The organism is Novosphingobium profundi (assembly GCF_018491765.1).
GTDB classification, from domain to species: domain Bacteria; phylum Pseudomonadota; class Alphaproteobacteria; order Sphingomonadales; family Sphingomonadaceae; genus Novosphingobium; species Novosphingobium profundi.
The window spans coordinates 74,124-100,735 of sequence record NZ_JABWCU010000022.1; the positions used below are offsets into that span (position 1 = coordinate 74,124).

Annotated in this window: 16 protein-coding genes; 5 read left to right on the forward strand and 11 right to left on the reverse strand. The window is 64.8% G+C overall.

The window, feature by feature from the left end; all coding sequences use genetic code 11:
* Positions 1–2 precede the first annotated feature (2 nt).
* The 4 genes from HT136_RS22030 to HT136_RS22045 are packed head-to-tail and all read right to left on the reverse strand — an operon-like array spanning position 3 to position 5,088.
* Positions 3–1,115, reverse strand: coding sequence for an ABC transporter permease (locus HT136_RS22030; RefSeq protein WP_214202014.1), 1,113 nt, complete (start codon positions 1,113–1,115; stop codon positions 3–5).
* A gap of 12 nt (positions 1,116–1,127) precedes the next feature.
* On the reverse strand, positions 1,128–2,264 hold the full coding sequence (locus HT136_RS22035; RefSeq protein WP_214202015.1) for an ABC transporter permease: 1,137 nt from the start codon (positions 2,262–2,264) through the stop codon (positions 1,128–1,130).
* Positions 2,261–4,036 carry an ATP-binding cassette domain-containing protein gene (locus tag HT136_RS22040; RefSeq protein WP_343222283.1) on the reverse strand — a complete coding sequence of 592 codons (1,776 nt, stop codon included), beginning with the start codon at positions 4,034–4,036 and terminating at the stop codon, positions 2,261–2,263. The genes HT136_RS22035 and HT136_RS22040 overlap by 4 nt, the downstream gene beginning before the upstream one ends.
* A gap of 47 nt (positions 4,037–4,083) precedes the next feature.
* Positions 4,084–5,088, reverse strand: a complete 1,005-nt coding sequence (locus HT136_RS22045) for an HlyD family secretion protein (RefSeq protein WP_214202017.1) — start codon at positions 5,086–5,088, stop codon at positions 4,084–4,086.
* Positions 5,089–5,263: 175 nt separating this feature from the next.
* Between HT136_RS22045 and HT136_RS22050 the strand changes: the two genes are divergently transcribed.
* Complete coding sequence (locus tag HT136_RS22050) at positions 5,264–7,144, forward strand: ATP-binding cassette domain-containing protein (RefSeq protein ID WP_214202018.1); 1,881 nt, start codon at positions 5,264–5,266, stop codon at positions 7,142–7,144.
* A gap of 102 nt (positions 7,145–7,246) precedes the next feature.
* On the opposite strand, the gene HT136_RS22055 is transcribed toward HT136_RS22050, so the two are convergent.
* From HT136_RS22055 to HT136_RS22075, 5 genes are all read right to left on the reverse strand, one after another.
* Positions 7,247–9,070, reverse strand: a complete 1,824-nt coding sequence (locus HT136_RS22055; protein ID WP_214202019.1) for a DEAD/DEAH box helicase — start codon at positions 9,068–9,070, stop codon at positions 7,247–7,249.
* A gap of 245 nt (positions 9,071–9,315) precedes the next feature.
* Positions 9,316–11,382, reverse strand: coding sequence for a glycoside hydrolase family 97 protein (locus HT136_RS22060; RefSeq protein ID WP_214202020.1), 2,067 nt, complete (start codon positions 11,380–11,382; stop codon positions 9,316–9,318).
* Positions 11,382–13,031 (reverse strand): alpha-amylase family glycosyl hydrolase, encoded by a 1,650-nt coding sequence (locus tag HT136_RS22065; RefSeq protein WP_425516910.1) that lies wholly within the window; start codon positions 13,029–13,031, stop codon positions 11,382–11,384. Before HT136_RS22065 ends, HT136_RS22060 begins: the two co-directional genes overlap by 1 nt.
* Before the next feature lie 31 nt (positions 13,032–13,062).
* Positions 13,063–14,910, reverse strand: coding sequence for an alpha-amylase family glycosyl hydrolase (locus HT136_RS22070; protein ID WP_214202022.1), 1,848 nt, complete (start codon positions 14,908–14,910; stop codon positions 13,063–13,065).
* A 198-nt stretch (positions 14,911–15,108) separates the two neighbouring features.
* Positions 15,109–17,871: a TonB-dependent receptor gene (locus tag HT136_RS22075; RefSeq protein ID WP_214202023.1), complete on the reverse strand. Its 2,763-nt coding sequence runs from the start codon at positions 17,869–17,871 to the stop codon at positions 15,109–15,111.
* A 300-nt stretch (positions 17,872–18,171) separates the two neighbouring features.
* On the opposite strand from HT136_RS22075, the gene HT136_RS22080 reads away from it, so the two are divergent.
* Together HT136_RS22080 and HT136_RS22085 are read left to right on the forward strand one after the other, a co-directional pair.
* Positions 18,172–19,248: a LacI family DNA-binding transcriptional regulator gene (locus HT136_RS22080; RefSeq protein WP_214202024.1), complete on the forward strand. Its 1,077-nt coding sequence runs from the start codon at positions 18,172–18,174 to the stop codon at positions 19,246–19,248.
* Positions 19,249–19,380: 132 nt separating this feature from the next.
* Positions 19,381–20,901 (forward strand): MFS transporter, encoded by a 1,521-nt coding sequence (locus HT136_RS22085; protein WP_214202025.1) that lies wholly within the window; start codon positions 19,381–19,383, stop codon positions 20,899–20,901.
* On the opposite strand, the gene HT136_RS22090 is transcribed toward HT136_RS22085, so the two are convergent.
* A complete protein-coding gene (locus HT136_RS22090; RefSeq protein ID WP_214202026.1) occupies positions 20,898–21,572 on the reverse strand; it encodes a GntR family transcriptional regulator in 675 nt (224 codons plus the stop codon). The two genes, HT136_RS22085 and HT136_RS22090, sit on opposite strands and share 4 nt — an antisense overlap.
* A gap of 144 nt (positions 21,573–21,716) precedes the next feature.
* Positions 21,717–24,080, reverse strand: coding sequence for a TonB-dependent receptor (locus HT136_RS22095; RefSeq protein WP_343222284.1), 2,364 nt, complete (start codon positions 24,078–24,080; stop codon positions 21,717–21,719).
* A 518-nt stretch (positions 24,081–24,598) separates the two neighbouring features.
* On the opposite strand from HT136_RS22095, the gene HT136_RS22100 reads away from it, so the two are divergent.
* Together HT136_RS22100 and HT136_RS22105 are read left to right on the forward strand one after the other, a co-directional pair.
* Entirely contained in the window at positions 24,599–25,522 is a 924-nt protein-coding gene (locus HT136_RS22100; RefSeq protein ID WP_214202027.1) for a hydroxymethylglutaryl-CoA lyase, read from the forward strand.
* A gap of 135 nt (positions 25,523–25,657) precedes the next feature.
* On the forward strand, positions 25,658–26,612 hold a 955-nt coding region (locus HT136_RS22105; RefSeq protein WP_214202028.1), incomplete at its 3' end, for a hydantoinase/oxoprolinase N-terminal domain-containing protein.

The window sequence follows — 26,612 nt, forward strand, 5'->3', positions numbered from 1 at the left end:
CCTCAGGCAAGTCGATGGCGAAAGAGCCATGCCGCAAGCGGCAGCGTCACCGCCGCCACCGCGAACATGGGAATGAAATCGGGATAGATGTCCCCGAGCCCGGCGCCCTCCAGGTAGACGCGGCGCACCAGATCCACGCCGAAGCGCAGTGGGTTCACGTACGTCGCGATCTGGAGCACCTGCGGCATGTTGCGCACCGGGGTGATGAGGCCCGACAGCAAGGTCAGCGGCATGATCACGAGGAACGTGTAGAGCATGGCCTGCTGCATGTTGAGCGCGAGCGCCGACAGCGACATGCCGATGCCGACGGCGGCTCCGGTAAAGCCGAGCAGGCCGAGGTAAAGCAACGCAATCGAGCCGCTCATCGGGATCTGGAACCAGAACAGCGCGATCATCAGGACGATCGAGGATTGCAGCATGCCGATCATGATCGAGGGGATCGCCTTGCCGACGAGGATCTGCAGCGGCGTGAGTGGCGTGACGAGGAGCTGGTCGAACGTGCCCTGCTCGCGCTCCCGCGCGACCGAGAGCGCGGCGAGCAGCAGCGTCTGCAGCATCGAAAGCGTGGCGATCATCGCCGGCACGATCTGCCAGCGCGATTCCAGGTTCGGATTGAACCAGGCCCGGCGCACGAGGGTAATCCCGCCGCCTCCCGAACGCCGCGCGTTGAATGCCGTCGCAACCGCCGCGATATAGCCCGAAGCCGCACCCGCGGTCGTCGAATTGCGCCCATCGAGAATGAGCTGCACCGGAGCATCGCCCCCTGCCGCGAGGGTATCGGCGAAGTCCGAGGGAAGGCTGATGGCCATGATCACGCGGCCCTGGTCGATGACCTGCGCGATCTGGCCGGGCGTGCTCAACGTCGCCTGGCGGCGGAACACACCTGTCCCGTCGAGGTGGGCGAGGAATGCGCTCGAAGCCGCCGAGTGGCTCTGATCGAGCACGGCGTACGGCACATTGGTGAGATCGAACGATGCGCCGTAGCCGAACAACAGGGTCTGCACGAAGGCCGGAGCGAACAGCACGATCCGGTTCGCGGGATCCTTGAAGATCGCGAGAAGCTCCTTGCGGATGAGCGTGAGGATCGGAAAGACCAGCGCGGCGAACTCGTTCATCTGCGCTCCTCCTCAGTCTAGCCGCTTGCGCAGCGTGCGCCGGGTCGCGAACAGCAGGACGAGCGCATAGCCGCCCAGGATCAGGCAGCTGCGCGCCACCATCGGCCAGTCGGTCCCGGCAAGGAACAGCGTCTTGATCAAGGCCATGAAGTGCGTCGCGGGCACGACCTGGGCGGCGACCTGGACGCCCAGCGGCACGTTGCGCAAGTCAAACACGAAGCCCGAAAGCATCATCGCGGGCATGAAGCTGGTCAGCAGCGCCACCTGGCTCGCCGCAAACTGATTGCGGGTCGTGCCCGAGATGAAAAGGCCCAGGAGCAGGGACACGACCAGGTACATCGTCGAGGACAGCAGCACCGCCACCAGCGACCCGCGGATCGGCACGTCGAACAAGAGCCGTGCGGCCAGGAGGCACATGGCGAGATCGACCAGCCCGACAAGCACGTAAGGCGCCAGCTTGGCAATGACAATCTCGATCGGGCGCACCGGGGTCACGAACAGCGACTCCAGCGTGCCGCGTTCCCACTCGCGCGCAACGAGCAGCGAGGTCAGGAAGGCTCCGACCAGCGTCATGATCAACACGACGAGGCCCGGCACCAGGTACCAGGTGCTGTTCGAGGTTTCGTTGAACCAGATGCGCTGGACGAGCACGATCTGTCCGGCGCCGTGCGCAGTGCCCTGCCCGCGGTCGAACCGGTGCTCCATCGCCTTGCCGAGCGCTCCGGCGATATAGGCCTCGAGCGTCGTCGCGGTCACCGAATCGATGCCATTGAGCACGAGTTGAACTTGCGCCGCCCCCCTGCCGCGCTGGCGAAGAAAGTCGACGGGAACGTGGACGATGGCATCGACCTTGCCGTCACCCAGCAGGCGCTCGGCTTCGGCCAGCGTCCCGACCCGGCGGGACGCAAGGTAGCTTGAACCCTCGACCCCTGCGACAAGCTCGCGCGCCGCCAGCGACGGCTCGTCGATGACGATGGCGACGGGCGCGTTCTTCACGTCGAACGAAAGCCCGTAACCGAACAGCAAGATCAGCGCGATCGGCAGGAGGAAGCCGACCAGAAGGTTCGAGCGGTCCCGCAGCATCTGGCGCATTTCCTTGCGTACGAGCGCACGCAGGCGAGTGGCGAAGCCAGAAGTGGACGCGCTCACGATACGGCCTCGGTTTCGGGCTCGCGTGACATTGACGCCTCACGACCCTGCTCGACGATCGCGATGAAAGCGCTGTTCATGTCACGCCCACGCTCGCCAGCCTGCTCACGCACCTTGCGCGGGGTACCGAGTGCCAGAAGCCGCCCCGCATCCTGAATGGCGATCCGGTCGCAGTATTCGGCCTCTTCCATGAAGTGCGTGGTCACGATGATCGTCACGCCCGATTGCGAGAGCTGGGTGATGGTGCGCCAGAACGCCCGGCGCGCGAGCGGATCGATCCCACTGGTCGGCTCGTCAAGGAACAGGATGCGTGGCTCATGGATCAGTCCCGCTGCCATCGCCAGGCGTTGCTTGTAGCCGTGCGGCAGGATCCCGCTCTGGGCATGGGGGTCGAGTTCGAACTGCGCCTCGATCACCCGGATGCGATCGCGCAATGCGCGTCCACGCAGGCCATAGGCACCCCCGAAGAACTCCAGGTTCTCACGAACCGAGAGGTTGGCGTAAAGCGCGAATTTCTGCGCCACGTATCCGATCCTGCGGCGCGCCGTCGCGCGCGCGGTGCGCAAGTTGACGCCCGCCACTTCGAGATGCCCGCTCGTCGCGGGAAGGAGACCGCAGAGCATGCGGAAGGTTGTCGTCTTGCCCGCCCCGTTGGGGCCCAGGAGCCCGAATATTTCACCGCGCCGAACGTCGAAACTGGTGCTGGCCACCGCGGTAAAATCGCCGAAACGGCGCACCAGGTCGCGCACTTCGATGATCGGGGCTTCGTCCTTCGCCGCCGAAGTGGACGACCCGGACCGAACCTCATCGCCCGCCACGTCCGCCGAGGGGCCGGGCACTTGGTTGCGGTCGCTTTCGTGTTCGCGCAAAAGCAGCATGAACGCGTCTTCGAGTTCCTCTTCGCGTGGGCGCGCTACGCGGTCCCCGACAAGATCGTCGAGTTGCTCGTCGGTCACCTCGGGCCGGCGGATGTAGCGCACCTCGCCTCCGCTTGGCACGGCATCGACGATCCGCTCGGACGCATCGATCAGACGCGCCTGCAGGTCGCGCGCCGGCTCCTCGGAGCGAGGAGATGCGACCCAGGTCAGTCCTGCGACGCGCGTGCGCAACTCTTGGGGCGTGCCTTGCGCCAGTTGCTCGCCCTTGTTGAACACGTGCACGCGCTCGCACCGCTCGGCCTCGTCCATATAGGCCGTGCTGACGAGGACACTGAGCCCTTCCTCGGCGATCATCTGTTCGATGATCGTCCACAAGTCGCGGCGCGAGAGCGGGTCCACCCCCACGCTCGGCTCGTCCAGAAGCAGCAGGTCGGGCACGCGCACCAGCGTGCAGGCGAGCCCCAGCTTCTGCTTCATACCCCCCGAGAGCTGTCCCGCCGGCCGTGCGGTGAAGCGTGCCAGATCGGTCATCGCAAGGAGACGGGGGAAGCGTTCCGCACGCGTCTCTTTCGAGACGCCATGCAGGTCCGCATAGAGATCGAGGTTCTCCTGAATACTGAGATCCTCGTAAAGGCCGAAACGCTGGGGCATGTAGCTGATGCGGTTCTGCACCGCCTGCGCCTCGTGCCGCACGTCGAGCCCCAGCACTTCGAGCGTACCGCCATCGGGATGCAGCAAGCCCGCGATCATGCGCATGAGCGTGGTCTTGCCCGCACCATCGGGACCGACAAGTGCCGTCAAGGTGCCCGGAGCGACCTCGAAGTGGACATCGCGCAGCGCGTCGAAGGGAACGGCGTCTGGTCCGGTGAACACCTTGCGCAGATCGCGAGCCACAACGACCGGACGTTTCCTCGGCAAGAGCTCCCCGGGCGCGGCGACACTCACCGGCGCGTTCCGGTGTCCAGACGCACTGTCACCGGCTGGCCGAGCCGCAGGCGGTTGGCCTTGTCCTCGACAAGCACCCGCACCTCGTAGACCAGCGCAGTGCGCAAGTCCTCGGTCTCGACCGACTTGGGTGTGAACTCGGCGACCGAGGAAATGTAGCCGATCCGGCCGGCGACCGCGCGATCGGGCGCGCTGTCGCTCAGCACGCTGGCGGCCATTCCGGGACGGATGCGCCCGAGATCGGTCTCGCTGACGTAGACGCGCACCCACTTGGGGCTGAGCAGCGCGATGTCGAAGACGGGCTGCTGCGGCGAGGCCATGTCGCCTATCTCCAGCAGGCGCGAGCGCACTTCGCCATCGGCTGGTGCGCGCAAGGTGCCCATGTCGACCCGGTGCCTGAGCAGCGCGAGCTGCGCCCTGGCCGCCTCGACCTGAGCTCCACTGGCCGCCACTTGTTCTTCACGTGGGCCCTTGCGGGCGAGCGCCAGCGACTGCGCGGCTTCTTCGGCCCGGGCCTTGCCCGCCTTTGCCGCACTGCTGGCCGCATCGAGATCGTGCGCGCTGACCGCGCGTCCGGACGTAGTTACGCTCACTTCGCGCAGCCGGGCGAGATCCTGCGCACTGCGCGCGGCGTCGGCCTGCGCGGCACGCAGGGCTTCCTGCGCCTGCGCGATCTCCTCGGGCCGCGATCCATTGCGCAGTTGGCGCAAGTTCTCGTCTTGCGCGGCGACTTGCGCTTGCGCCTGACGGACCTGGAGCGCAAGGCTTGTCGTGTCGAGCCGCGCAACGACGTCGCCCGCCTTGACCTGGTCGCCTTCCTCGACCGCCAGCTCGGACACACGGCCGCTTTCCTCGAAGGCCAGGCTGACCTGGCGCACGTCGACGTTGCCGTGGAGAGTGAGATGCCCGTCATCATCGGCACTCCGGGACCCCAGCCAGACCGCCAAGGCGATCGCGCCGAAGACAATCACAAGCGCTGCGGCAATACGCGATTTATTCATTGCGCTGCGGGCCCCCTCGACTCGTGCGTGCTGCGTAGTCCTTGTGAAAGCCTGCCATTTCCGTTGCGTGAAGGAAACCGCGAGAAAGGCTTTTTGGACGCGTGTCCATTCCGCAAGGTTTGCACTACCACTTGCGCGCTTGGGAAATTGCACCGGCCCTGCTAGGCGCAGCGCCATGTTGACGATCCGCGATATCACCGTGCGCCTGGGTGGCCGCACCATCCTCGACCAGGCCAGTGCGACCATACCCAACGGCGGCAAAGTCGGCCTCATCGGCCGCAACGGCGCGGGCAAATCGACGCTGGTGAAAGCCGTGATCGGCGAGCTCGAACCCGACGGCGGATCGCTCGACCTGCCGCGCCGGGCAAGGCTGGGCTATATCGCGCAGGAGGCTCCAACCGGCACCAAGACGCCGTTCGAGGCCGTGCTCGACGGCGACGCCGAACGCACCGCGCTCCTCGCCGAGGCGGAAACCTGCACCGACCCGCATCGCCTTGGCGACGTGCACGAGCGGCTCATCGCGATCGACGCCTATTCCGCCCCCGCCCGCGCCGCGCGCATCCTCGTCGGCCTCGGGTTCGACGAAGAGATGCAGGCGCGGCCGCTCGACAGCTTCTCGGGTGGCTGGAAGATGCGCGTCGCGCTTGCCTCGCTGCTGTTCTCGCAGCCTGACGTGTTGCTGCTCGACGAACCTTCGAACCACCTCGACATCGAGGCGACGCTGTGGCTCGAGAGTTTCCTGTCCAGCTATCCCGGTACGCTGATCGTGATCAGCCACGAGCGCAGCCTGCTCAACAGCGTCGTCGACCACATCCTGCATCTGCAGAACGGCAAGCTGACACTCTATCCCGGCACTTACGACAGCTTCGAACGCCTTCGCGCCGAACGCGCGGCCCAAGCCGAGGCCGCGCGCGCGAGCCAGGAAGCGCAGCGCAAGAAGCTGGCCGACTATGTCGCGCGCAATTCGGCCCGCGCATCTACCGCCAAGCAGGCGCAGTCGCGTGCCAAGATGCTCGCCAAGATGCAACCGATCGCGACGCTGATCGACGATCCCTCGATGCGCTTCGACTTTCCGAGCCCCGACGAACTGCGTCCGCCGCTGGTGACGCTCGACCAGGCCGCGGTAGGGTACGAGGAAGGCAAGCCGATCCTGCGTCGGCTCAACTTGCGCATCGATCCCGACGATCGCATCGCGCTGCTCGGCCGCAACGGCAACGGCAAGACGACACTGGCCCGCCTGATCGCTCGGCAATTGGAACCGATGGACGGCGAGACCAGCTTTTCGCCCAAGATCCGCGTCGGCTACTTCACCCAATACCAGGTCGAGGAACTGCCCGAAGGCTCGACCCCGCTCGAATTGATGACGCGCGCGATGCCCGACAAGCCGCCGCTCGCCGTGCGCAACCAACTCGGCCGCTTCGGCTTCTCGGGCGACCGCGCCACGGCGGAGACACGCACGATGTCGGGCGGCGAACGCGCCCGCCTCGCCCTCGCGCTCGTCACCCGCGACGCGCCCCACATGCTCATCCTCGACGAACCGACCAACCACCTCGACGTCGACGCGCGCGAAGCGCTGGTCCAGGCACTCAACGCCTACGAAGGCGCGGTGATCCTCGTCAGCCACGATCGTCACATGGTCGAACTCGCCGCCGACCGCCTGGTCCTCGTCGATCAGGGCGAGGCACGCGCCTACGATGGATCGATGGACGACTACATCGACTTCGTGCTGGGCCGCAACCAGCCCAAGAGCGACGCCGCCGCTGCGAAGGGAGAGGCCCGGCCCGCGCGCAAATCGGGTGCGGTCGCACGCGAGGAACTGAAGGCGCAGCGCCGCGCGGTGACCGAGGCGGAAACCGCGATGAAGAAGCTGCAGGTCCAGCTCACCGCGCTCGACGCCGCGCTGGTCGACCCTTCCTCAGCCAAGGGCGACCTCAAGGGCCTCGCCATCGGCGCCCTGGGCGCGCGACACACCCAGGTGAGCGCCGCACTCGAAGAGGCGGAAATGGCCTGGCTCGAAGCGAGCGAAGCGCTCGACGCGATCATGGGCAACGCCTGATGACCGGCGCTGGACATCAAGGTGTCCAGCGATGGACATGAAAAAGGGGCGGGACCTGTGCGGTCTCGCCCCTTTTTATTTCGTCAAAGTCTCGAAGAACGATCAGCCGCGACGACCCTTGCTCTTGTAGCCACCGCCCGGACCGGCGCTCGGTCCATGACCCGAAGCGCCGCCCGCCGGACCACGACGCGGTCCGTCGCGACGAGGGGGCTTGCCGCCACCATTGAAGGGACGGGCCTTGCGCGGACCACGGTCGAAACCTTCACGCGGACCATTGCCACCCGATCGGAAATTGCCACCACCGCCATGGCGCGCGGGCGGCGGAGCGTCCGAGCGCTCGAAGCGGATCGCCTTCTCGAAGTCGTCGTCGGCCGAGCCGGCGGTCTTGTTGACCGTCTGCTCGAAACGCTCGGCGAGCGCATTGGGAATTTCGATGAAGGTCTCGTGGACCAGGATGCGGATCTGGCCGATCACGTCACTCGAGACATGCCCGCGACGGCAGACGACCGGAAGGACCCAGCGCGGCTCGGCCTGATCCTTGCGACCGATGTTCATGCGGAACCACACCGAATCCTCGAAACCCTCGCCGCGCTTGCCGCGACCCGGCTTCTCAACCCGGCCAAGCAGTTCCTCGGGCTGGGGCATCGTCTCGCGCTGGGCGGCAACGAGCGCGGCAGCGAGGTCCTCGGCCGGCACCGTTTCCATCAGCGTGCGAGCGATCTCGCGGTCGTCCTCGGTGATTTCGCGCGGCGCGGTGAGCGCCTCGACAATGCGCGCGCGGTCCTTGGCACGGATTTCCTCGGGGCCCGGAACATCGGTCCACTCGGCCGGGATGCGCGCATCACGCAGCATGTATTCCACCCGGCGGCGGCGCGCATGGGGCACGAGCAGTACCGCGGTGCCCTTCTTGCCCGCGCGCCCGGTGCGGCCCGAGCGGTGCTGGAGCGTCTCGGCGTCGCGCGGGATCTCGACGTGGATCACCAGCGTAAGCGTGGGAAGGTCGATGCCGCGCGCGGCGACGTCGGTGGCAACGCAAACCCGCGCGCGCTTGTCGCGCAGCGCCTGGAGCGCGTTGTTGCGCTCGTTCTGCGAATGCTCGCCCGAAAGCGCGACGGCCGAGAAACCACGTTCGATCAGCTTGGCGTGAAGATGCTTGACCTTGTCGCGCGTGGCGCAGAACAAGATCGCGGTCTCGGCCTCGTGGAAGCGCAGGATATTGATCGCCGCGTTCTCGAGATCAGAAGGGGTCACCGTCACGGCCTGATAGGCAATGTCGCCATGGCCACGGCTTTCGCCGACGGTCGAGATGCGCAGGGCATCGTTCTGGTACTGTCGGGCCAACTGCTCGATGCCGCGCGGCATCGTCGCGGAGAACAGCAGCGTGCGGCGCTCGGCAGGCGTTGCATCGAGAAGTTCCTCGAGGTCCTCGCGAAAGCCCATGTCGAGCATTTCGTCGGCCTCGTCGAGCACGACCGCGCGCAGTTCGGAGAGGTCAAGCTTGCCGCGCTCGAGATGATCGCGAAGACGGCCGGGGGTGCCTACGACAATTGCGGCGCCCTTCTCCAGCTTCTTGCGCTCGGCGACCGGATCCATGCCACCCACGCACGTCACGATGCGCGCATTGGTGGGTGCATAGAGCCAGCTCAGCTCGCGGCTGACCTGCATCGCCAGTTCGCGCGTCGGCGCGATCACCAGCGCCTGCGTCGTGCGGGCATAAGCCAGGTCCTCGACGGCGAGCAGCTGCTCAGCCATCGCGAGACCGAAGGCTACGGTCTTGCCCGAGCCCGTCTGTGCCGAGACGAGAAGGTCGCGCCCTTCGGCTTCCCTTTCGCAGACAGCCTCCTGCACGGCGGTCAGCTTTTCGTAGCCTTGGCCGGCGAGCGCGGCTGCAAGAGGCTGGGGAAGGTGTTCAAAGTTCGATGACATCAACGGTTCACGCCGCCAGAAAGCGGCCTCTCGGTCAGGGGGTTCGGGAAGCTGAACCCGCACATCGGGCAATCAGTCGCGGCCCCCTTATACGAAAACGTGCAACATTGCGCGTTCGAATTTTGCATTTCGACGAAATTTTCGATCAGTGTACCGTTTTGCACCGCCCTCTCTCCCGGAAATCCCGGCTTTCGGGAGGGTGATACGCGTCGAAGAGGCGCCGAATGCGCCCCTTCCCGCTCCGTTCAGGGCTTGGGCACGATCCGCATCGCCATGCCGCCACCGGGCGCAAGCCAGACATCGAGCGTATCGCCCTTTTGCACCGTGCGCGTATCATAGGCGATCGCGTGGCGCTTTTCGGTCAGGTAGCTGGCCCCTTCCCCGTCCTTCCAGATCCTGACTTCGTAGGCCTTGCCGGGATCGAGGAAGCGGAAATCCACCTTCACCGTGCGCGGCGTCGCGTCGTTCACACCGCCCACGAACCAGCGCGCACTCGCCCGATCCTTGCGCGCGAACACCGCATAGTCACCCACTTCGCCCGCAATCAGGTGGCTTTCGGCCCAATCAGTCGGCACACTGGTGATGAAGTCCATCTCGCGCGGGTGCTTGTCGAGTTCCTCGACGAAGTCGGCCGCCATCTGGATCGGCGAATAGAGCGTGACGTAAAGCCCGAGCTGCTTGGCCAGCGTGGAAGCCAGCGGCACCCCTTCGGCGCCTTCAAGGCTGAGGATGCCGGGCGTGAAATCCATCGGGCCCGACAGCATGCGGGTGTAGACGAGGGTCGGCTCGTGATCGGGGCCGTTGGCGTAGGCCCCCCAGGCGTTGTATTCCATGCCGCGCGCGCCCTCGCGCGAGACCCAGTTGGGCCAGGTGCGCCGCAAGCCCGTGTCCTTCACCGGCTCATGGGTGTTGACCGCCACATGATGCTTCGCCGCAACTTCGACGACGTCGAGATAATGGTTCACCGTGCGCTGCCCATCGTGCCAGGCCATGCGCGTCGCCCCAGGCTTCAGGCCATAGCGGTCGGTGTCGGCCACGATGCCGCCCGCGTCAGTGACGTAGCCGGTCTTGACCACGTCGACCCCGAGCTTCTCATAGAGCGCCATGGCATCGTCGAGCTGGCTTTCGTAATTGGCGATGTTGCCGCCGGTCTCGTGGTGACCGATCAGGTGGACGCCCTTGGAACGGGCATAGTCGGCCAGCCCGTCGAGATCGAAATCAGGCGTCGCCTGGGTATAACTGAAGTCCTGCCCGTGGCCGAACCAGTTGCCGTTCCAGCCCTTGTCCCAACCCTCGACGAGCACGCCGCGAAAGCCGTGCGCCGCGGCATAGTCGATGTACTGCCTGGTGCGCTGCGTGGTCGCCCCGTGCCGGGGGCCTTCGGCCCAGGTCCAATCGCCCCGGATCATGCCCCACCAGATGCCGATGTAGCGTCCGGGCTGGAACCAGCTGACATCGCCCAGCTTGTTCGGCTCGTTGAGATTGAGTTCGAGGTCGTTCTCGACAAGGCCGGCTGCCTCGTCGGCGATGCGGACGGTGCGCCAAGGCGTTGCAAATGGAAGATCGCGCACGACCGCCGGGCCCTGCGAGGACGGCGCCAGTGTGGTGCGGAAGCTCTGCCCATCGGCGCGCTTGAACCAGTACCCGGCATAGTCGACCAGCGCCGCCTCGTGGAACGCGAGGTGCGTGCCGTCCTCCAGCTTCATCGTGATCGGCGTGTGCGCCGTGGAGACGGCGTCGATCGCGGTGTGCTGATAGACCTGCTCATAGCGGTTCCACTCGCCGCCGGGGATCCACCACGCCTCGCCCTTGGGCGCAATCGTGAAACCGGTCACTTCGTCGGTGATGCGCATGGTCTTGAGTGCAGGCTGTTCGGGCAATTCGTAGCGAAAGCCGATGCCATCGTCGAACAGGCGGAAGCGCAAGTTCATACGCCGCGCGCCATCTTCCTCGGCCTGGACGAAACGCACCAGGACCTCATTGTGCTTGTCATGCACGAAGCGCCGCTCACCCCAGGGCTGCTCCCAGGTCTCCTCGCCCTTCGCCGTCTCGCTGCCCGCGATGGCGAAGCCGCGGGTCATGTTGATACCGTCGGCGAGCAGGAAGCCCAGGCGACTGGGCGCGATCAGGAGCTTACCCTTGCGTGAAAGCGACCAGGTCGGGCGCTTGTCGTTGTCGGTCGTGACGCTCAGTACCAGGCTGCCATCGGGTGAGGTAGCGGTTAAGGCGGCAGGACTTTGCGCGTGAAGCGGTACGGCCCCGAAGGCGGATGCGATCAGGCTTGCTGCGGCCAGGAGGCTCAGCGGTTTCATCAGGTCTCTCCCGTTTGTATCCAGATTGCGGCATATGGGGGCAGGCCTTCAGGCGTGCCCTCGCGCGGCGCGATGTTTGCTCTGGCCAGCCAGATTCCCGCGGCGCTCACGCCTTTGGGCCATGGCTGCACCTCGCCAGTGAAATTGTACAAGGCGGTCACCACTTCACCGCCCCACGTCCGGCGCAGGACAAGGCGCGCCTCGTCGGCGAGGAGCACCTCGCACGCGCCGTGAACCAGGGCCGGCGAACGCTTGCGGATGGTCAGCAGTTCGGCGGTAAAGCGCAGTTGCGAATTCGGATCGGCTTCCTGCCGGTCGACCGAACGCGCGAGGTTCTGCGGACCGAGCGGAAGCCAGGGCGCGCCCTTGGTGAAGCCCCCGTGCTCGTCCTGGGCCCGCCAGGGCAGCGGCGTGCGCACCCCGTCGCGCGAAAGGGTGAGCGGCCAGTTGGCGATGGCCTCGGGGTCCTGCAGGAGCTCGAAGGGAACCTCGTCCTGAAGCAACCCCAGTTCCTCGCCCTGGAAGAGGATGAGATTACCACGCAGCGCGAAGAACAGCATTGCCTTCAACCGCGCAAAGGCGTCACGATCGCCCTCTTGCGCGCACCAGCGCGAGAGTGCGCGTGGGGCATCGTGGTTCTCGAAGGCCCAACTCGGCCAGCCAGAAACCTCAGGGCCATTCCAGGCGGCCAAGGCGCGAGCGACGAGGGCCGGCGTGAGCCGGGGCGCATAGAGAAAATCGAACCCGTAAGCGCTATCGAGCCGGGCGGGCCCATCGGTGAAAGCCTGCATTTCGGCGAGCGCGTTTCGCCCGCCGACTTCGGCCAGCGAAAACGTATCGGGATAGCTGGCGATCAGCGCCTGCAAGCGCTCGATGAAACGGGGAATGTCGGGGTGCGACTGGTTGTAGCTCTGGAGCTGGAAATCGAACGGACGCGTTCGAACCTCTCCCATGTCCGGCGCGGGCGGGTTATCGCGCAAAAGCGGGTCGTGCATCGTGAAGTTCAGGGCATCGATGCGAAAGCCCGACACCCCGCGCTCGAGCCAGAATCGGGCGACTGCCAGAAGCGCGTCCTGCACGTGCGGGTTGTGGACGTTGAGCTGCGGCTGCTGCTTGAGGAAGTTATGGAGATAGTACTGGCCACGGCGCGCATCCCAGCACCAGGCCGGGCCACCAAAGACCGACTGCCAGTTGGTAGGCGGCGAGCCATCAGGCTTGGGGTCGGCCCAGACATACCAGTCGGAATAGGCACTGTCGCGCGCGCTCCGGCTGTCCACAAACCAGGGGTGGAGCTCGGAGGTATGCGCATAGACCTGGTCGACGATGACCCGCAGGCCAAGTTCGCGTGCCCGGGCGACGAGTTCGTCGAAATCGTGCAAGTTGCCGAAGATCGGGTCAACGTCGCAATAATCGGCGATGTCATAGCCGAAATCGGCCATCGGCGAAGTGTAGAAGGGCGAAATCCAGATCGCATCCACACCCAATGCAGCGATATGATCGAGCCGCTGGGCGATGCCCTTGAGATCGCCGATGCCATCGCCGTTGCTGTCCATGAAGCTGCGCGGATAGATCTGGTAGATCGTCGCGCCGCGCCACCATGCCGTACCCGCTTCGCGGCTCGCGCCGGCGTTGGTCGTGTCCACGTTCATCGTCATTTCCCGAAATTGTCCAACACAGGCCTCACGGTGTCGCCTCGCAGATCGCGAAGCCGAGGCCCGCAAGACGCACGTCCAGCGACCCTGCTGCAATCGATCGGGTAGCACAGCCCTGCCCGGCAAGCTGCCGGAACTGCATTGATTTCGGCTCCACCGCTATCCGGCCCTCGATCGGTTTCGTCGACGTATTGAAGGCAAGGACGACCTCGTGGCCATCGCCGGGATCGAAACGCGAAAGCGCAAGGAGACCGGGATGCTCCTGCTCCGCGCCGCGGACCAGCGTCGGTCCCGATTGCAGCGCCGGCGTGCCACGACGTATCCGCGCAAGCTCGCCGATCAGACGATAGAGCGGATGCGCCGTGTCGAAATTGGCATCCGCAGTGGTGCGGTCGGTGCCCAGCGATGCTTGCGCGTTGAACTCGGCGACGCGCGACGGGAACATGTCCTGGCGCGAATCCTTGTCGCCGCCGGTTCCGACGAAGCCCTGCTCGTCGCCCGAATAGATCGTGGGAACTCCGCGCAGCGTCAACAACATGGCGTGCGCAAGGCGCACACGGAGCAGCAGTTCCTCGCGCGAAATTCCGGGATTGGCCTTTTCCAGCAGCATCCCAATACGGCCCGCATCATGATTGCCCAGGAACGTCGGCAACTGGTTGGCGGCCTGGGCGCCTCCCGCGTAGAGCGTGTCGTCGAGCGGCATGCGGGCGAGCTCCGCCTCGCCGTGCCCGGCCGACAGAGCGTTCACCACCGCGTACATCAGACCGAAATCGAGCACGGCGGGAAAGCCCGCATCGCGCGTCCATGAGGCCAACAAGGCAGGATCGTATGCGCCCGTCGCCACTTCGCCGAAAATGTGGAAATTCGGGATACCCCTGGCGTGAGCGCGCGCCTGCATGGCGGGGATGAACTGGCGCCAGAACGCCGGATTGACGTGCCGTGCGGTATCAATGCGAAACCCGTCGATGGCGAAGCGATCGATCCAGGCGCCGTAGATGTCGATCATGCCCTCCACCACGCGCGGGTGCTCGGTGGCCAGGTCGTCGAGGCCGACGAAATCCCCGTATTGCGCGCTTTCGCCCAGCCAATCGGTGTCGCCCCGATTGTGGTAGTAGATCGGATCGTTGAGCCAGGCGGGCACTTTCTCATGCGCCTCGCCCTCGGGCACGACGGGACGGTAGGCGAACGCGGGATCTGTTAGCTTGCTCCAGTTCGCAAGTGTTTGGTCGCGATCTCCGGCGAAGCCTGCGTTGATGGCCGATCCGCCAACGTCGCCCCGCGTCGAATAGGGATAGTCGGCCAGTGAACGATAGGCGGGCGCCTTGCCCGCTGCGTCGGCGTAATGGATCACGTCGGCGGTGTGGTTGACGATGATGTCCATGTAGACCTTCATCCCGCGGGCATGCGCGGCGGCCACGAAGCGGCCAAAGTCCACATCGGACCCGAAATGCGGGTCGACATGGGTGAAATCGGTAATCCAGTAGCCGTGGTATCCCGCCGATTCCTGCCCGGTCGGTCCCTGTACCGGCTTATTGCGGAAAATTGGTCCGACCCAGATCGCCGTGACGCCGAGACCCTGGATGTAGTCGAGCTTCTGCGTCAGGCCCTTGAGGTCTCCACCATGATAGAAGCCCTTGTCGGCGGGATCAAAACCGCTCGACAGACGATCGCCGCCATAGCCGCCGCGATCATTCGAGGGGTCGCCATTCGCGAACCGGTCCGGCAAGACGAAGTAGATGACCTCGCGCTCGGGACCACGAGCACGAAGGTCGGCCAGAGCCTCGCTCCTTGCCAGCGGTGCATCCGCCGTTTGACCAGCGCTGGACAACAGCGCCAGCGCTGCGCCAGCCAGCAGTGCGATCGGTGCCCGTTTCATCTTCTACTCCTCGGCGCCGGTTTGCGGGAAATTTCTGCGATGCAGCAGCGGGGGAAGGTACCGGCGGAACTCCGCAAGGACCCTCGCCCCGCTGCTGGCGTGGCCCGAACGGCTGGTGGGGGAGGAGCCGCACCAACCGCCCGGGAGAGAGTATCAGGCCACAAATTGCCAGGCCTGCAACTTCGATTGTTCTCCCGGTCAGAACTTGTAGGTGAACCCGGCCAGGAAACGACGGCCATAGCTCTGGTAGTCGATGACCTGACGGGCATCGCCGGGATTGGCCGTGATGAACGGTTCGTCGGTGAGGTTCTGGCCCTGGACAGTGAGGGTCAGCCCTTCCAGCGCGCTGCCAGGCTGGAACTCGTAACCGATCTGGCCATCGACGATCATTTCCTCCGCCGCCCGGCGCCGCACGCGGCTGGCACCGAAGCCCGAGACCTCGCCCACGAACGTCGAACGGTAGCGGACCGAACCGCGCACGCTGAAGCCTGCCTTTTCGAAATAGGCCGTACCGTTGGCGACCCACTTCGAATAGCCCGGCAGATCCTCCGAAGCGCCGCCCGGAACCGGCGAGATCTTCGTCTTCGTATAGGCCACCGATCCGGTGACGCCGAAGCCCTCGAGCGCGGAAGTGAAGGTCTCGAAGGGCAGCGTGGTCGCCAGTTCGACGCCGTAGAGCTTGCCACCCGTGCCATTGATCGGAACGTTGAGCTGCGCGGTCGGCGCGATCGTGATGTCGTCCCCCGGGCTCGGCAAGGCCAGCGAGTCCGTCGGCAACGTCACGTCGAGATTGTAGATATAGCTCTTCAAGTCCTTCCAGTAGAACTGCGCGGCGATGTAGCCCTTGGTGCTGAAGTACTTCTCGAAGGTCAGGTCGAGCGCGTTCGCGCGCCAGGGACGCAGGTCCGGGTTGCCCGAGGAGCCGGTCACCTGCGCCACATCGCCGGTGATCGTATAGCCCCAGCTGAGCGAAGCGCGCATGTCGTCGAGGCGCGGCCGGATAATCTCGCGGGCCGCGGCAAAGCGGATCACGAATTCGCTCGGGAAGCGGAGCGAAAGGTTGAGGCTGGGCAGCACGTCGAGATAGTCGGTGCTCTCGTTGCGCTGCGACGCGCCGATATTGGGCGATCCGTTGGCGTTCGTTCCAAGGTACACCGCCGTCGCGCCACGCGAGTTCTGGTCGGTCCAGTTGGCCTGGAGACCGAAATTGCCGGTCAGAACGGCCGAGCCGATGTCCGCATCGATGTTCGCCTGGGCGTAGGCGGTCATGATCTTCTCGCGGATCGCATAGGATTTGACCACGACGTCGCCGTAGGGGTTGGTGACCAGGTTGTAGAGCCCGTCGTTGACCAGCTGGATCGGATCGTAGCTGACCATCGAGCCAAGCCCCAGATAGCTGAGGTCCGTCGACCCCATACGCGCGTCCTCGGGAATCGGCACCGAGACCGTGCCGTCAGTGTTGGCGACAAGGCCCAGGAAATATTCCTCGGGTACCAGCGACTTGGAGCGGGTGGTGTAGTTCCAGCCCATCTGCACCGAGCTCACCGGACCGCCGGAAATTTCCTTGGCAACCTCGACGCGGAACTGCCAGAGTTCGTCCTTGATCTTGCGGTTGTTGTAATAGCCATCCTGGCCGCCGGTGATCGTCGTGCCGTCGGTGCCAATCTGCGTGCCGCCCCAGCCTTGCGGGCTCGTCAGCATGATGAGATCGTAGTCGCTGTAGTCGAGCTGGTGGGTGAAAGTGGAGCCCCCCGAACCCGAGACGAAGCCGATCGTGTCAGTGGCTCCTTCGTCGGCACGGCCGGTGCCCGAATACGTCTCCACGACCAGTTCGTTACGGTCGGTGCGCGAGTAGCTGATGTCGGCCATGGCCTTCCAGCCATTGTCGGTCTGCCACTGATTGTTCCATCCGAAGGAATAGAGCTTGGCATGGCGCTGGAAGGCGTCGTTGCGCAGCACACCCTTGACGTCGCTGAACGAGCCTTGCGTGATCAGCCCGTCGCTTGCCGTGTAACCATCGTCGAGCGAGGCGCCCGACCAGTAGAGCGGCAGCTCGATGCCGCGCTTGAACTGGTCGTCCTTGAAATTCGAATAGAAAGCGTCGAGCGTCGAGGTGAAATTGGAGGAAGGGCGCCATTGCACGGTGCCGTTGAGACCCAGGCGCTTGAGATTGGTCGAGGTCACGTAGGACTTCGAACCGCCGATCACCTTGTTGCCATCGGGACCGTCGGCATAGCCCCAGGCGTTGAATTCCTCGACCTGGTAGGGCTCGTCGAGATAGCTTGCGCCAAGCGCCACGCCCAGGGTGTCGTTCGCAAACTGGTCGACATAGAGTGCGTTGACCCGGTAGCCCTTGTCGTTCGATCCCGCGTTCAACTTGCCCTGGTCGGTATAAGTGCCGCGAGCGCCCACGCTGACAACGCGCTTTCCGGTGTCGAGCGGACGGATCGTGCGCATGTCGACCGTGCCCGAAAGCCCCTGGCCGACGAGGCTGGCCATCGGCGTCTTGTAGACATTGACCGCGTTGACGATTTCCGAGGGGTACTGGTCGTACTCCACGGCCCGGTTGTCCCCGGTCGAGGTCTGTTCGCGGCCGTTGAGCAGAGTTGTCGAGAAGTCGGGCGCGAAGCCGCGGATCGAGATCGCGTTCGAGCGGCCGTTGACGCGCTGCGAGGTGAGGCCCGGCAGGCGCGCGATCGATTCCGCGATCGAGGCGTCGGGCAGCTTGCCGATGTCCTCGGCCGAGATCGACTCGACGATCTGCTGCGCCTCGCGCTTCTCGTTGACCGCGCTTTCCAGGCTCGCCCGGTAGCCGGTAACGATGATCGCACCCTGCTCGCCCAGCGGTTCGTCCGCCGTGTCCTGCGCCAGGGCCGTGCCCGGCATACCCATGGCAAGACCCACCACCAACGCACCGAACGAAATCGTACGAGCCTTCGAAATATCCCTACGAAGCGACATCCAAACCTCCCCTTTGAACCGTGCGACGCTCTTGCGTGCCGCCACGGTGTCCTCCTTGCAAAGCGAGCCCGTACGTTTCCGTCGCGACTCGTGTCTTGCATTCCCACTAGACGCAGATTTGGTTACGCATAATATGGCATACGTATACGTAACCGAACTTGGCGGGTGTTCGTGCTTCTTTGGTAACATCAGGAATTCTGCGCAATTTGCGCGAAATCCGACGACCCAAGGCGCGGATCGTCAGGCGCATGCTGCGCGCAAGGCTGCAGCATGGCGTGCAAAATGGAGGAGAGGATACCCATGGGCAGAAAGCCCTCGGACCGGCCGACGAGCTTCGACATCGCCTATCGGGCGGGCGTCTCGCAGCCCACCGTCAGCCGGGCGCTGCGCGGCAGCAAATCGATCAGCGAGGCGACCCGCAAGCGCATCGAGGAAATCGCACGCGAACTGAACTATTCGGTCGACAAGAACGCTTCCTCGCTGCGCTCCAAGCGATCGAACACCATCGCGCTGCTGTTCTTCGAGGAAGACACGCCCGATGATTCGAAGATCAACCCGTTCTTCCTTGCCATGCTCAGCTCGATCACGCGCCACTGCGCCAATCGCGGGCTCGACCTGCTGATCTCATTCCAGCGCATGGAGGACGACTGGCACGTGCGCTATCTCGAAAGCCATCGCGCCGACGGCCTGATCCTGCTCGGCTACGGCGACTATGCCCTCTACCGCAGTCGACTGCGTCAACTGGTCGAGCACGGCACCCATTTCGTGCGCTGGGGCGCTGTGGACGATCCGGCATTCGGAGAAGCGATCGGTTCGGACAATGTCAGCGCCGGACGACTTGCCGGCGAACACCTCTTGTCGCTGGGGCGACGCCAGATCGCGTTTCTGGGCCAGGCCGACGAGCACTACCCCGAATTCGCGGATCGCTACGGGGGCCTGTGCGAAGCGCTCGACGCGGCCGGGATCACACCGGACCCCGCACTGCGCCGCAATACCATCAGCCACGAAGACCTGGGGCGCGCGGCCATGGAGAGCATTCTCTCGAGTGAAACGGCCTTCGACGCCGTCTTCGCGGCCAGCGACCTCATCGCGCTGGGGGCAATGAGCGCCTTGCGCGCCGCAGGCCGGCGCGTGCCCGAAGACGTTTCGGTGATCGGTTTCGACGACCTGCCCGCCGCCGCCATGACTTCCCCCCCGCTGACGACGATCGCGCAGGACATCACGAGCGCGGGCGAGCGACTCGTCGACGCGCTGCTCGCGCGGATCGAGGAGCGCGAACCGCCCTCGCCGCTGATCGCCACGCGCCTGATCCTGCGCGAAAGCACGGGGCCCGGACGGCGCCAATCCGAACCCGGCGAAATCTGCGCAGGTTCGTGAAAGATAGCCGAAGGTATTCGTATGCATGATTGCCCCTGACCCTGCGGCGTGCAACGGCAGGGCCGGAAGCGAGGGCGGGCCTACACGAGCCACCCCGCATGATCGGGAAAGGATGAGGTCCTGGCAAACGGCGTGGTCAGCGTGAACGGAAAACCCCGCCAGGGGTGGGCCGGCCTGTGCAATGTGAGCTTCGGCTTCTTCGGCATCCAGATCGGCTTCGCTCTGCAGAACGCCAACATGAGCCGCGTCTTCCAGTCGCTCGGCTCCTCGATCGACGACCTCGCCGCGCTGTGGATCGCAGCGCCCCTCACCGGCCTTCTTGTGCAGCCGATCATCGGCCATATTTCCGATCGAACCTGGCTGGGACGCCTCGGACGACGACGGCCCTATTTCCTCGCCGGAGCGTTGCTTGCCGCCGCCTCGCTCGTGGCCATGCCGACGAGCACCGGCCTTCTCATGGCTGCCCTCCTGCTCTGGACGCTCGATGCCAGCCTCAACGTGGCGATGGAGCCGTTTCGTGCCTTCGTCGGCGACATGCTGCGCCGTGACCAGCACACGATCGGCTATGGCGTGCAGACCGCCTTCATCGGCGCGGGCGCAGTGATCGGCTCGCTCTTTCCCTATCTGCTCGATCATCTGGGCGTATCCAACGTGGCTCCGCCCGGCGCGCTACCCGATACTGTGCGTATCAGCTTCCAGGTGGGAGCAGCGCTGCTGCTGGGAGCGGTGCTCTGGACGGTCGTCTCGACACGCGAATACTCTCCCGAGGAGCAGCGCCGATTCGCGCTGGAGGATCCGGACGACGCCCCTCCGCCCTTCCCACCCGCCACCCGGCTAGCGGATCGCAGCCCCCTCACGGGGTTGCTGTGGATCGCTGCGGGGGCGGTTATCGCGCTGGGCGTACACCATTGGCAGCTTGAAAAGGAGCTGTACCTGTTGGCCGCGCTCAAGGCCGCCTATGGTCTTGCCGTGATCGGGGCGATCGCGCTCGCCCGCAAGGGGCGCTCGGCATCGTTGCTGGCCGGGATCGTCGGCGACTTCGCGGGAATGCCCCCGCTCATGAAGCGGCTTGCCCTCGTCCAGTTCTTCAGCTGGTCGGCGCTCTTCATCATGTGGATCCACACGACGCCGGTCGTGGCGCTTTACCAGTTCGGCGCGAGTTCGCCCACCTCCCCCGCCTACCAGCAAGCGGGCAACTGGGTGGGGGTCCTGTTCTCGGTCTACAACGGCGTCGCCGCCCTGGCTGCACTTGTCCTGCTGCCAGTCTTGTCGAAACGCCTCGGCAAAGTGCGAACGCACGCCCTGTGCCTCACGCTTGGGGCGGCCGGTTTCGGCGGATTTCTGGTCATCCGCGATCCGGTTCTGCTCATCGCCAGCGAGGTCGGCATCGGGATCGCCTGGGCCTCGATCCTGGCTATGCCCTACGCGATCCTCGCCAGCAACCTGCCCCAGCACAAGCTCGGGGTGTACATGGGGCTGTTCAACGTCTTCGTGGTCCTGCCGCAGTTGCTGGTGGCAACGGTGATGGGCTCGATCATGAAGGCCTTCTTCCCCGGCGAGCCGATCTGGACGATGGCCTTCGCGGCGGTGACCCTGCTCGTCGCGGCCCTCGCCGCGCTGCGCCTAGCGGCGGACGAGCACGGCCCGGCCTAGTCGGCCTGCTCGCTCGTGCGCGAAGCGGCCTCGTTGGCGCGCAGGCGATAGGCATAGGCGGCCCGGCGGATATGGTTGCGCGCGATCGCCCCTGCCCAGGCGCTGTCATGGGCCGCGAAGGCCTCGATCAGGTCGCGGTGGTCGCGCTGGCTCTGCTCCATGTCCGAGAGCGTGTAGCGCTCCGCCGTGCGGTGGATGATGACCTGGCTGACGATGATGCGCATCATCTGGTTGAGCGGTTCGGAGCGCGCGGCCGCCAGCAAGGTTGCGTGGAAGCGCCGATTGCCCTCGACGAAGCCGGGCACGTCGGCCTCGGGCCGCGAGGCCAGCGCCTGGTCGATGAAGTCCGCGTGCGCGCGCAACTGGGCGATCTGCTCGGGCTCGATGAAGCGCGCGGCACGTTCGGCGCAATGGCTCTCGAGCTGGGCGCGCAAGGTGAAGAGTTCCTCGACGTCGGCATCGGACCAGAGCGGCACGAAGACGCGCCGCGTCCCCGAGCGTTGCAGCAGGGTCTCCGAGACCAGGCGCGCGATCGCCTCGCGCACCGGGGTCCGCGAAGTGCCACAATAGTGAGCAAACTCGTCTTCGGGCACGAACATGCCGGGTTCGAAATCACCGGATAGAATTCCGGCGCGGATCTGCCGGTAAACCTGCTCTGAAGTCTTGACCATGTGCTCTCTCGGTCTCGTGACCGGCAAGGAATGAAACGCCCGGTTCTGCCTAGCCGCAATATGGCCCGAGACGCAACGCGGCCGAGCGAAATGGACCCGGAGCGGAGCGGCAAGGACCCGCTCCGCTCCGGGACACTGCGCTGCTCAGAAGTCGAAACCCGCCTCGAGGCCGATCTGGCGAAGGCCTCCGGGCGAAATGAAGGCCCCCCCGAATTCGGGTGCCGGAATGACTTCCTCCAGATAGTGCTTCTTGAAGAAATTGTTCACGAACCCGGTCAGGCGCCAGCCCTCACCCTTCAGCCCTGCCCGCAAATTGAGCAGGCCATAGGCGTCACGCCGGGTACCAGCATAGTCGGCCGTTCCCAGACCCGGATAGAACAGGTCGAAGATCGTCCGGCGTTCCTGATCCTGCACGACGTGGAACCAGGTCGGCCCGGTCAGCCGGTAGTCGGCGCGGAAGGTAAAATCGACACGATCGCTAATCGGCTGCACAAGCGTCGCGCCGAGATTGAGGGTGTACTCGGCCGAATAGGGCGACTTGTTGCCCACCGTATCGGGGCGGACCGAATTGCGGATGATCTTGCTGTCGAGCACGTTCCCGCCCGCATCGAGCGTGAAGCCCGGCGCAACCTTCCACACCGCACCCAGTTCCGCCCCCATCAGGCGCACCTTGTCGATGTTCGAGACGACGCGCAGGATGCCGAAGGTGCCGGTATAGAACTCGAAGAACTGCATGTTCTTGACGATGTTGCGATAAGCCGCACCGCTCAGCTGCACCGCGCCACCGAACAGCTCAGCCTTGAAGCCCGCCTCGAGCGCGTAGCTGACTTCCTTCTTGTAGTCGTCCTCCACCCCGATGTTCGAATCCAGAAGTTCGTTGTAATAGGTATCGATCAGCGCCTTCGAGCCCTGGCTGTTGAAGCCGCCCGCCTTGAAGCCCACGCCATAGTCCAGATAGACGTTGAAATCGGGCGTGAATTCGTAGCGCGCGGTCAGCTTGGGCTGGGCCTGCTGGTAGGACTTCTTCTTGTACTCGAGCGTGCCATAGTCGAAGCCCGGGTTGATCGAGCCACCCGTGATCGGATCGATCACATCGGGCACCAGTGGTGTCACCGAACGCTCCTCGCGGTCGAAGCGCAGCGCGCCCGAGAGCGTCAGATGATCGCCGGCCTCGTACTGCAACGATGCGAAGGCGGCGTAGACATTGGTCTTGAGCCGGTCGTCGAAGAGCTGGGAGGTCTGGTTCTGCGTTCCCGGGGCGTTGTAGAGGTTGGAATTCACCGCTCCGCCATCATCCTCGTTGAGCGCGGTCGCATAGTGCCGGTTGATGTGCAGGTAGTAGGTCCCGAGTGACCACTGCAAGGGGCTGTCGTTGTCGGACACCAGGCGCAATTCGGCGCTGACGTCGCGCTGGTCGCGCAAGGTCACCTGGATGCCGTCGCAGGCCGTCGGGCTATAGGCGCCGAGCGTCGAGGCGCCCGGTGTCGCCCCGAGGTAGAGCGGCGCCGGCAGCGTGACGCCTGCGGCATAAAGCGCGGCGACCGAATCGATGCAGGCCTGCTGGTTGTTGAAGCGCCCGAGCGAGGCCGCCGTGGTGTCGGCGTAGAACGTCTCGTCGATGTCCGAGAACGAGACCCATCCACTCAGCTTCGCACCGCCCAGATCATAGTCGGCCTTGAACGAGGCTTCGATCGTGCGCTGGTTGTCGATCGAGGGCACGTTGCGCTTGTAGACGAAGTTGGTGTGGTCGTTCACGTTCTCGTGGTATTCCGGGATGCCCAGAAGACTGGCGAAATCGGGCAATTCGAATGCCGCGTTATAGTTGAGCGCGGCCGCCTTGATCTTGCCGTAGCGGAACTTGGCGTCGAGCGTGAGACGATCGGTTGGCTCCGAATAGAGACGCCCACCCACGCCCCAGCCTTCATACTGGTCGATCGTCTTGCCCTGCGTGCGCGGATCGGTTCCGGTATTGCGATAGAAACCGTCGGTATGGCGATACTGGCCGAACAGCACGGCTCCGGTATTCGCGGTGATCGGGCCGGACACCGAACCCTCGAACAGCTGACTGTCCTGCGTCGCATAGGACGTCCGCCCTTCCACCTCGAGCTGGTCTGAAGGCTTCTTCGTCGTCATCACGATCACGCCCGCCGTAGCGCCACGCCCGTAATAGGCGCCCTGCGGGCCCTTGAGGACCTCGAATTGCTGCAAGGCGCCCTGGTATTGGTTCACCGCTGCGGTGTTGGTCTTCAGGATGCCGTCGACGACGAGAGCGACGTTGTTCTCGGCATCGCGGGCCCCGTTGACGCCGCGAATATTGATCTGGGCATCACCCACTTGTGCCGAATTCGAAACGATCGTCACACCCGGGATGGCGGCGATTGCCTGTTCGGTTGTAACGATGCCCTTGAGCTGAAGATCCTGACTGGTGAGTACCGCAACCGAAGCGGGAACTTCGCTCAGGCTTTCGTTCTGGCGACGCGCCGTAACTGTTATCTCGTTATTCGACACAAGTGGTTCGGATGACGAAACTTGCGCTTGCGACGGAACGGCAACCAATGCGCCAATTGCCGCGCCGACCATAAGAAATGCTTTTGATCCAGACATTTCGTTTCCCCCCTTGAGCGCATGTGCATTGTGCCATGCAGCAATTGCCACGATGCCCAGTCCCTGTTCCCGGACATCATTAGACAATCGTGACCTATGATTTCATGTTTGTACACGAAAAATTTCATCGCCTCTGAAGCTGGTTGGTAATTTTGCTTCAACGGGCACCATCGATGCCCGAAATGGGGGTAATTTTGGCGGGGTGTCTGGACGGATGTTAAATTTCGTGTACAGTTTTGACGTAAGGGCCGAGAAGGAGCTTCGCGCCAACGAAGTCAGCGGCGCCGCAACTGCACGAGTGGAGATGCACATGCCCGCACGGGAATCGTCAAGACGGCGCGCGATCCGAGCATCGCTGACCACCCCTTCGATCCCGTGATGATCCCGCACTCACGCACGTTTCAAGGAAAGGCCAGTCTCTCGTGACGGCAAAGTCGATCGAATTCATGGAAGTGGGGCCGCGCGATGGCCTCCAGAACGAAAAGACCATCATCTCGACGCAGGACAAGCTCGAATTGATCGGGCGCGCCATCGAGGCCGGAGCGCGGCGCATCGAAGTCACCAGCTTCGTCAATCCGCGTCGCGTCCCCCAGATGGCCGATGCCGCCGAAGTCTGCGCGGGCCTGCCCGATGCCCAAGGCGTCCTCTACACCGGCCTCGTGCTCAATGCGAAGGGTGGTGAGCGTGCGATCGAGACCGGACGGATCCACGAACTGGGCGCCGTTTGCGTTGCCTCCGATCGCTTCGCCATCGCCAACCAGGGACAGACCAGCCTGGAATCGGTCGAGGCCGCCAAGACGCTGATCGCCATGGCCAAGGATGCGGGGCTGCGCGGACAAGCCACGATTGGCGCCAGCTTCGGCTGTCCTTTCGAGGGTGAGATCGCCGAGGATCACGTGATCGCGATGGCGCAAGCCCTCGCCGAAGCTGATCCCGTCGAGATCGCGCTCGCCGACACGATCGGCGTGGCCGACCCGGCCCATGTCGGACGGCTCGTCTCGAGCGTGGTCGAGGTAATCGCCCCGATCCCGGTGCGCGTCCATTTCCACAACACCCGCGGCACCGGCATCGCCAATGTCTGGGCCGCGGTTCAGGCAGGCGCGACGATCGTCGATGCAGCCCTCGGTGGTCTCGGCGGATGCCCCTTCGCGCCCGGCGCGGCGGGCAACGTGTCGAGCGAGGATGTCGTCTACATGCTGCACCGCGCGGGCGTCGGGACGGGCATGGACCTTGCCAAGCTGATCGATGCGAATGCCTGGCTTTCGGGCGTGATGGACCGCACGCTCCCCTCGATGGTGGCGCGAGCCCCTGCCTTCCCCAAGCCCGCCGAAACCATGCCGGCCTGATCATGTTCGCTGCGCATCAATATCCACCTGTCGGAATTCGGTTCCGCCTGACGGATGTTTATGCGCCAATCCTTTCCACAATCCCCGGACTTGCGGCCTAAGCGGGCGGTATTGTCCTCGAACAAGGTGAAACTCATGACCTACCGCTTGGGTGTCGACGTTGGCGGCACCTTCACCGACCTGCTTTTGTTCAATCAGGAGGACGGCTCGTTCTTCCGGCACAAGACGCCGTCGACGCCGCACGATTCGTCGGAAGGCATTCTGAACGGGTTGGGTGCGATCTGCGAGAAGGCACAGATCACGCCGGCGGACATCGAGTTCTTCCTGCACGGCACGACCGTGGCGACCAACGCGGTGCTCGAGGGCAAGGGTGCGCGCGTTGGCCTGATTACCTCGCAGGGCTACCGCCAGGTCATGCAGATCGCGCGTTCGTTCGTGCCGGGCGGCCTTGCGGGCTGGATCGTGTGGCCCAAGCCGGTGCCGCTCGCCGCGCTTGAGGATACCTTCGAGGTCGCCGGGCGCATGAACGCGCAAGGCGAAGAGATCCGCGAACTCGACGAGGCCGAAGTCCGTAAGGTGCTCGCGGCGCTCAAGGCCTCGGGCGTCCAGGCGCTCACCGTTTCGCTGATGAACGGCTACCTCAACGGCGCGCACGAGACGCGTATCGGCGAGCTGGCCGCCGAGATCTGCCCCGAGCTGCCCGTCTCGCTCTCCCACGAGGTCCTGCCCGAGATGCAGGAATACGAGCGTACCCTCACCACCGTCGCCAACGCTGCGGTGCGCCCGGTCGTGGGCAACTACGTGCGCAACTTGCGCGACAACCTGCGCAAGGGCGGCATGGCCGGTTCGCTCTCGCTGCTGCGTTCGGACGGCGGCCTCATGTCCTCGGAGAAGTCCGAGGAGCATCCCGTCTCGCTGCTCATGTCGGGCCCGGCGGGCGGTGTCACCGGCGCGCTGTGGGTCGGCAAGAACGCCGGCATCAAGAACATCCTGACGCTGGACGTGGGCGGCACTTCGACCGACGTCGCGCTCATCGAGAACCTCGAGGCGCGCCGCGTGCGCACCACCGAAGTCGGCCACCTCTCGGTCC

What these genes read in the sequence shown, in the direction of transcription:
- HT136_RS22030 (WP_214202014.1), bottom strand. Translation starts at nt 1,115, where the DNA reads ATGAACGAGTTCGCCGCGCTGGTCTTTCCGATCCTCACGCTCATCCGC.
- HT136_RS22045 (WP_214202017.1), bottom strand. Translation starts at nt 5,088, where the DNA reads ATGAATAAATCGCGTATTGCCGCAGCGCTTGTGATTGTCTTCGGCGCG.
- HT136_RS22050 (WP_214202018.1), top strand. Translation starts at nt 5,264, where the DNA reads ATGTTGACGATCCGCGATATCACCGTGCGCCTGGGTGGCCGCACCATC.
- HT136_RS22055 (WP_214202019.1), bottom strand. Translation starts at nt 9,070, where the DNA reads ATGTCATCGAACTTTGAACACCTTCCCCAGCCTCTTGCAGCCGCGCTC.
- HT136_RS22060 (WP_214202020.1), bottom strand. Translation starts at nt 11,382, where the DNA reads ATGAAACCGCTGAGCCTCCTGGCCGCAGCAAGCCTGATCGCATCCGCC.
- HT136_RS22065 (WP_425516910.1), bottom strand. Translation starts at nt 13,031, where the DNA reads ATGAACGTGGACACGACCAACGCCGGCGCGAGCCGCGAAGCGGGTACG.
- HT136_RS22070 (WP_214202022.1), bottom strand. Translation starts at nt 14,910, where the DNA reads ATGAAACGGGCACCGATCGCACTGCTGGCTGGCGCAGCGCTGGCGCTG.
- HT136_RS22075 (WP_214202023.1), bottom strand. Translation starts at nt 17,871, where the DNA reads ATGTCGCTTCGTAGGGATATTTCGAAGGCTCGTACGATTTCGTTCGGT.
- HT136_RS22080 (WP_214202024.1), top strand. Translation starts at nt 18,172, where the DNA reads ATGGGCAGAAAGCCCTCGGACCGGCCGACGAGCTTCGACATCGCCTAT.
- HT136_RS22090 (WP_214202026.1), bottom strand. Translation starts at nt 21,572, where the DNA reads ATGGTCAAGACTTCAGAGCAGGTTTACCGGCAGATCCGCGCCGGAATT.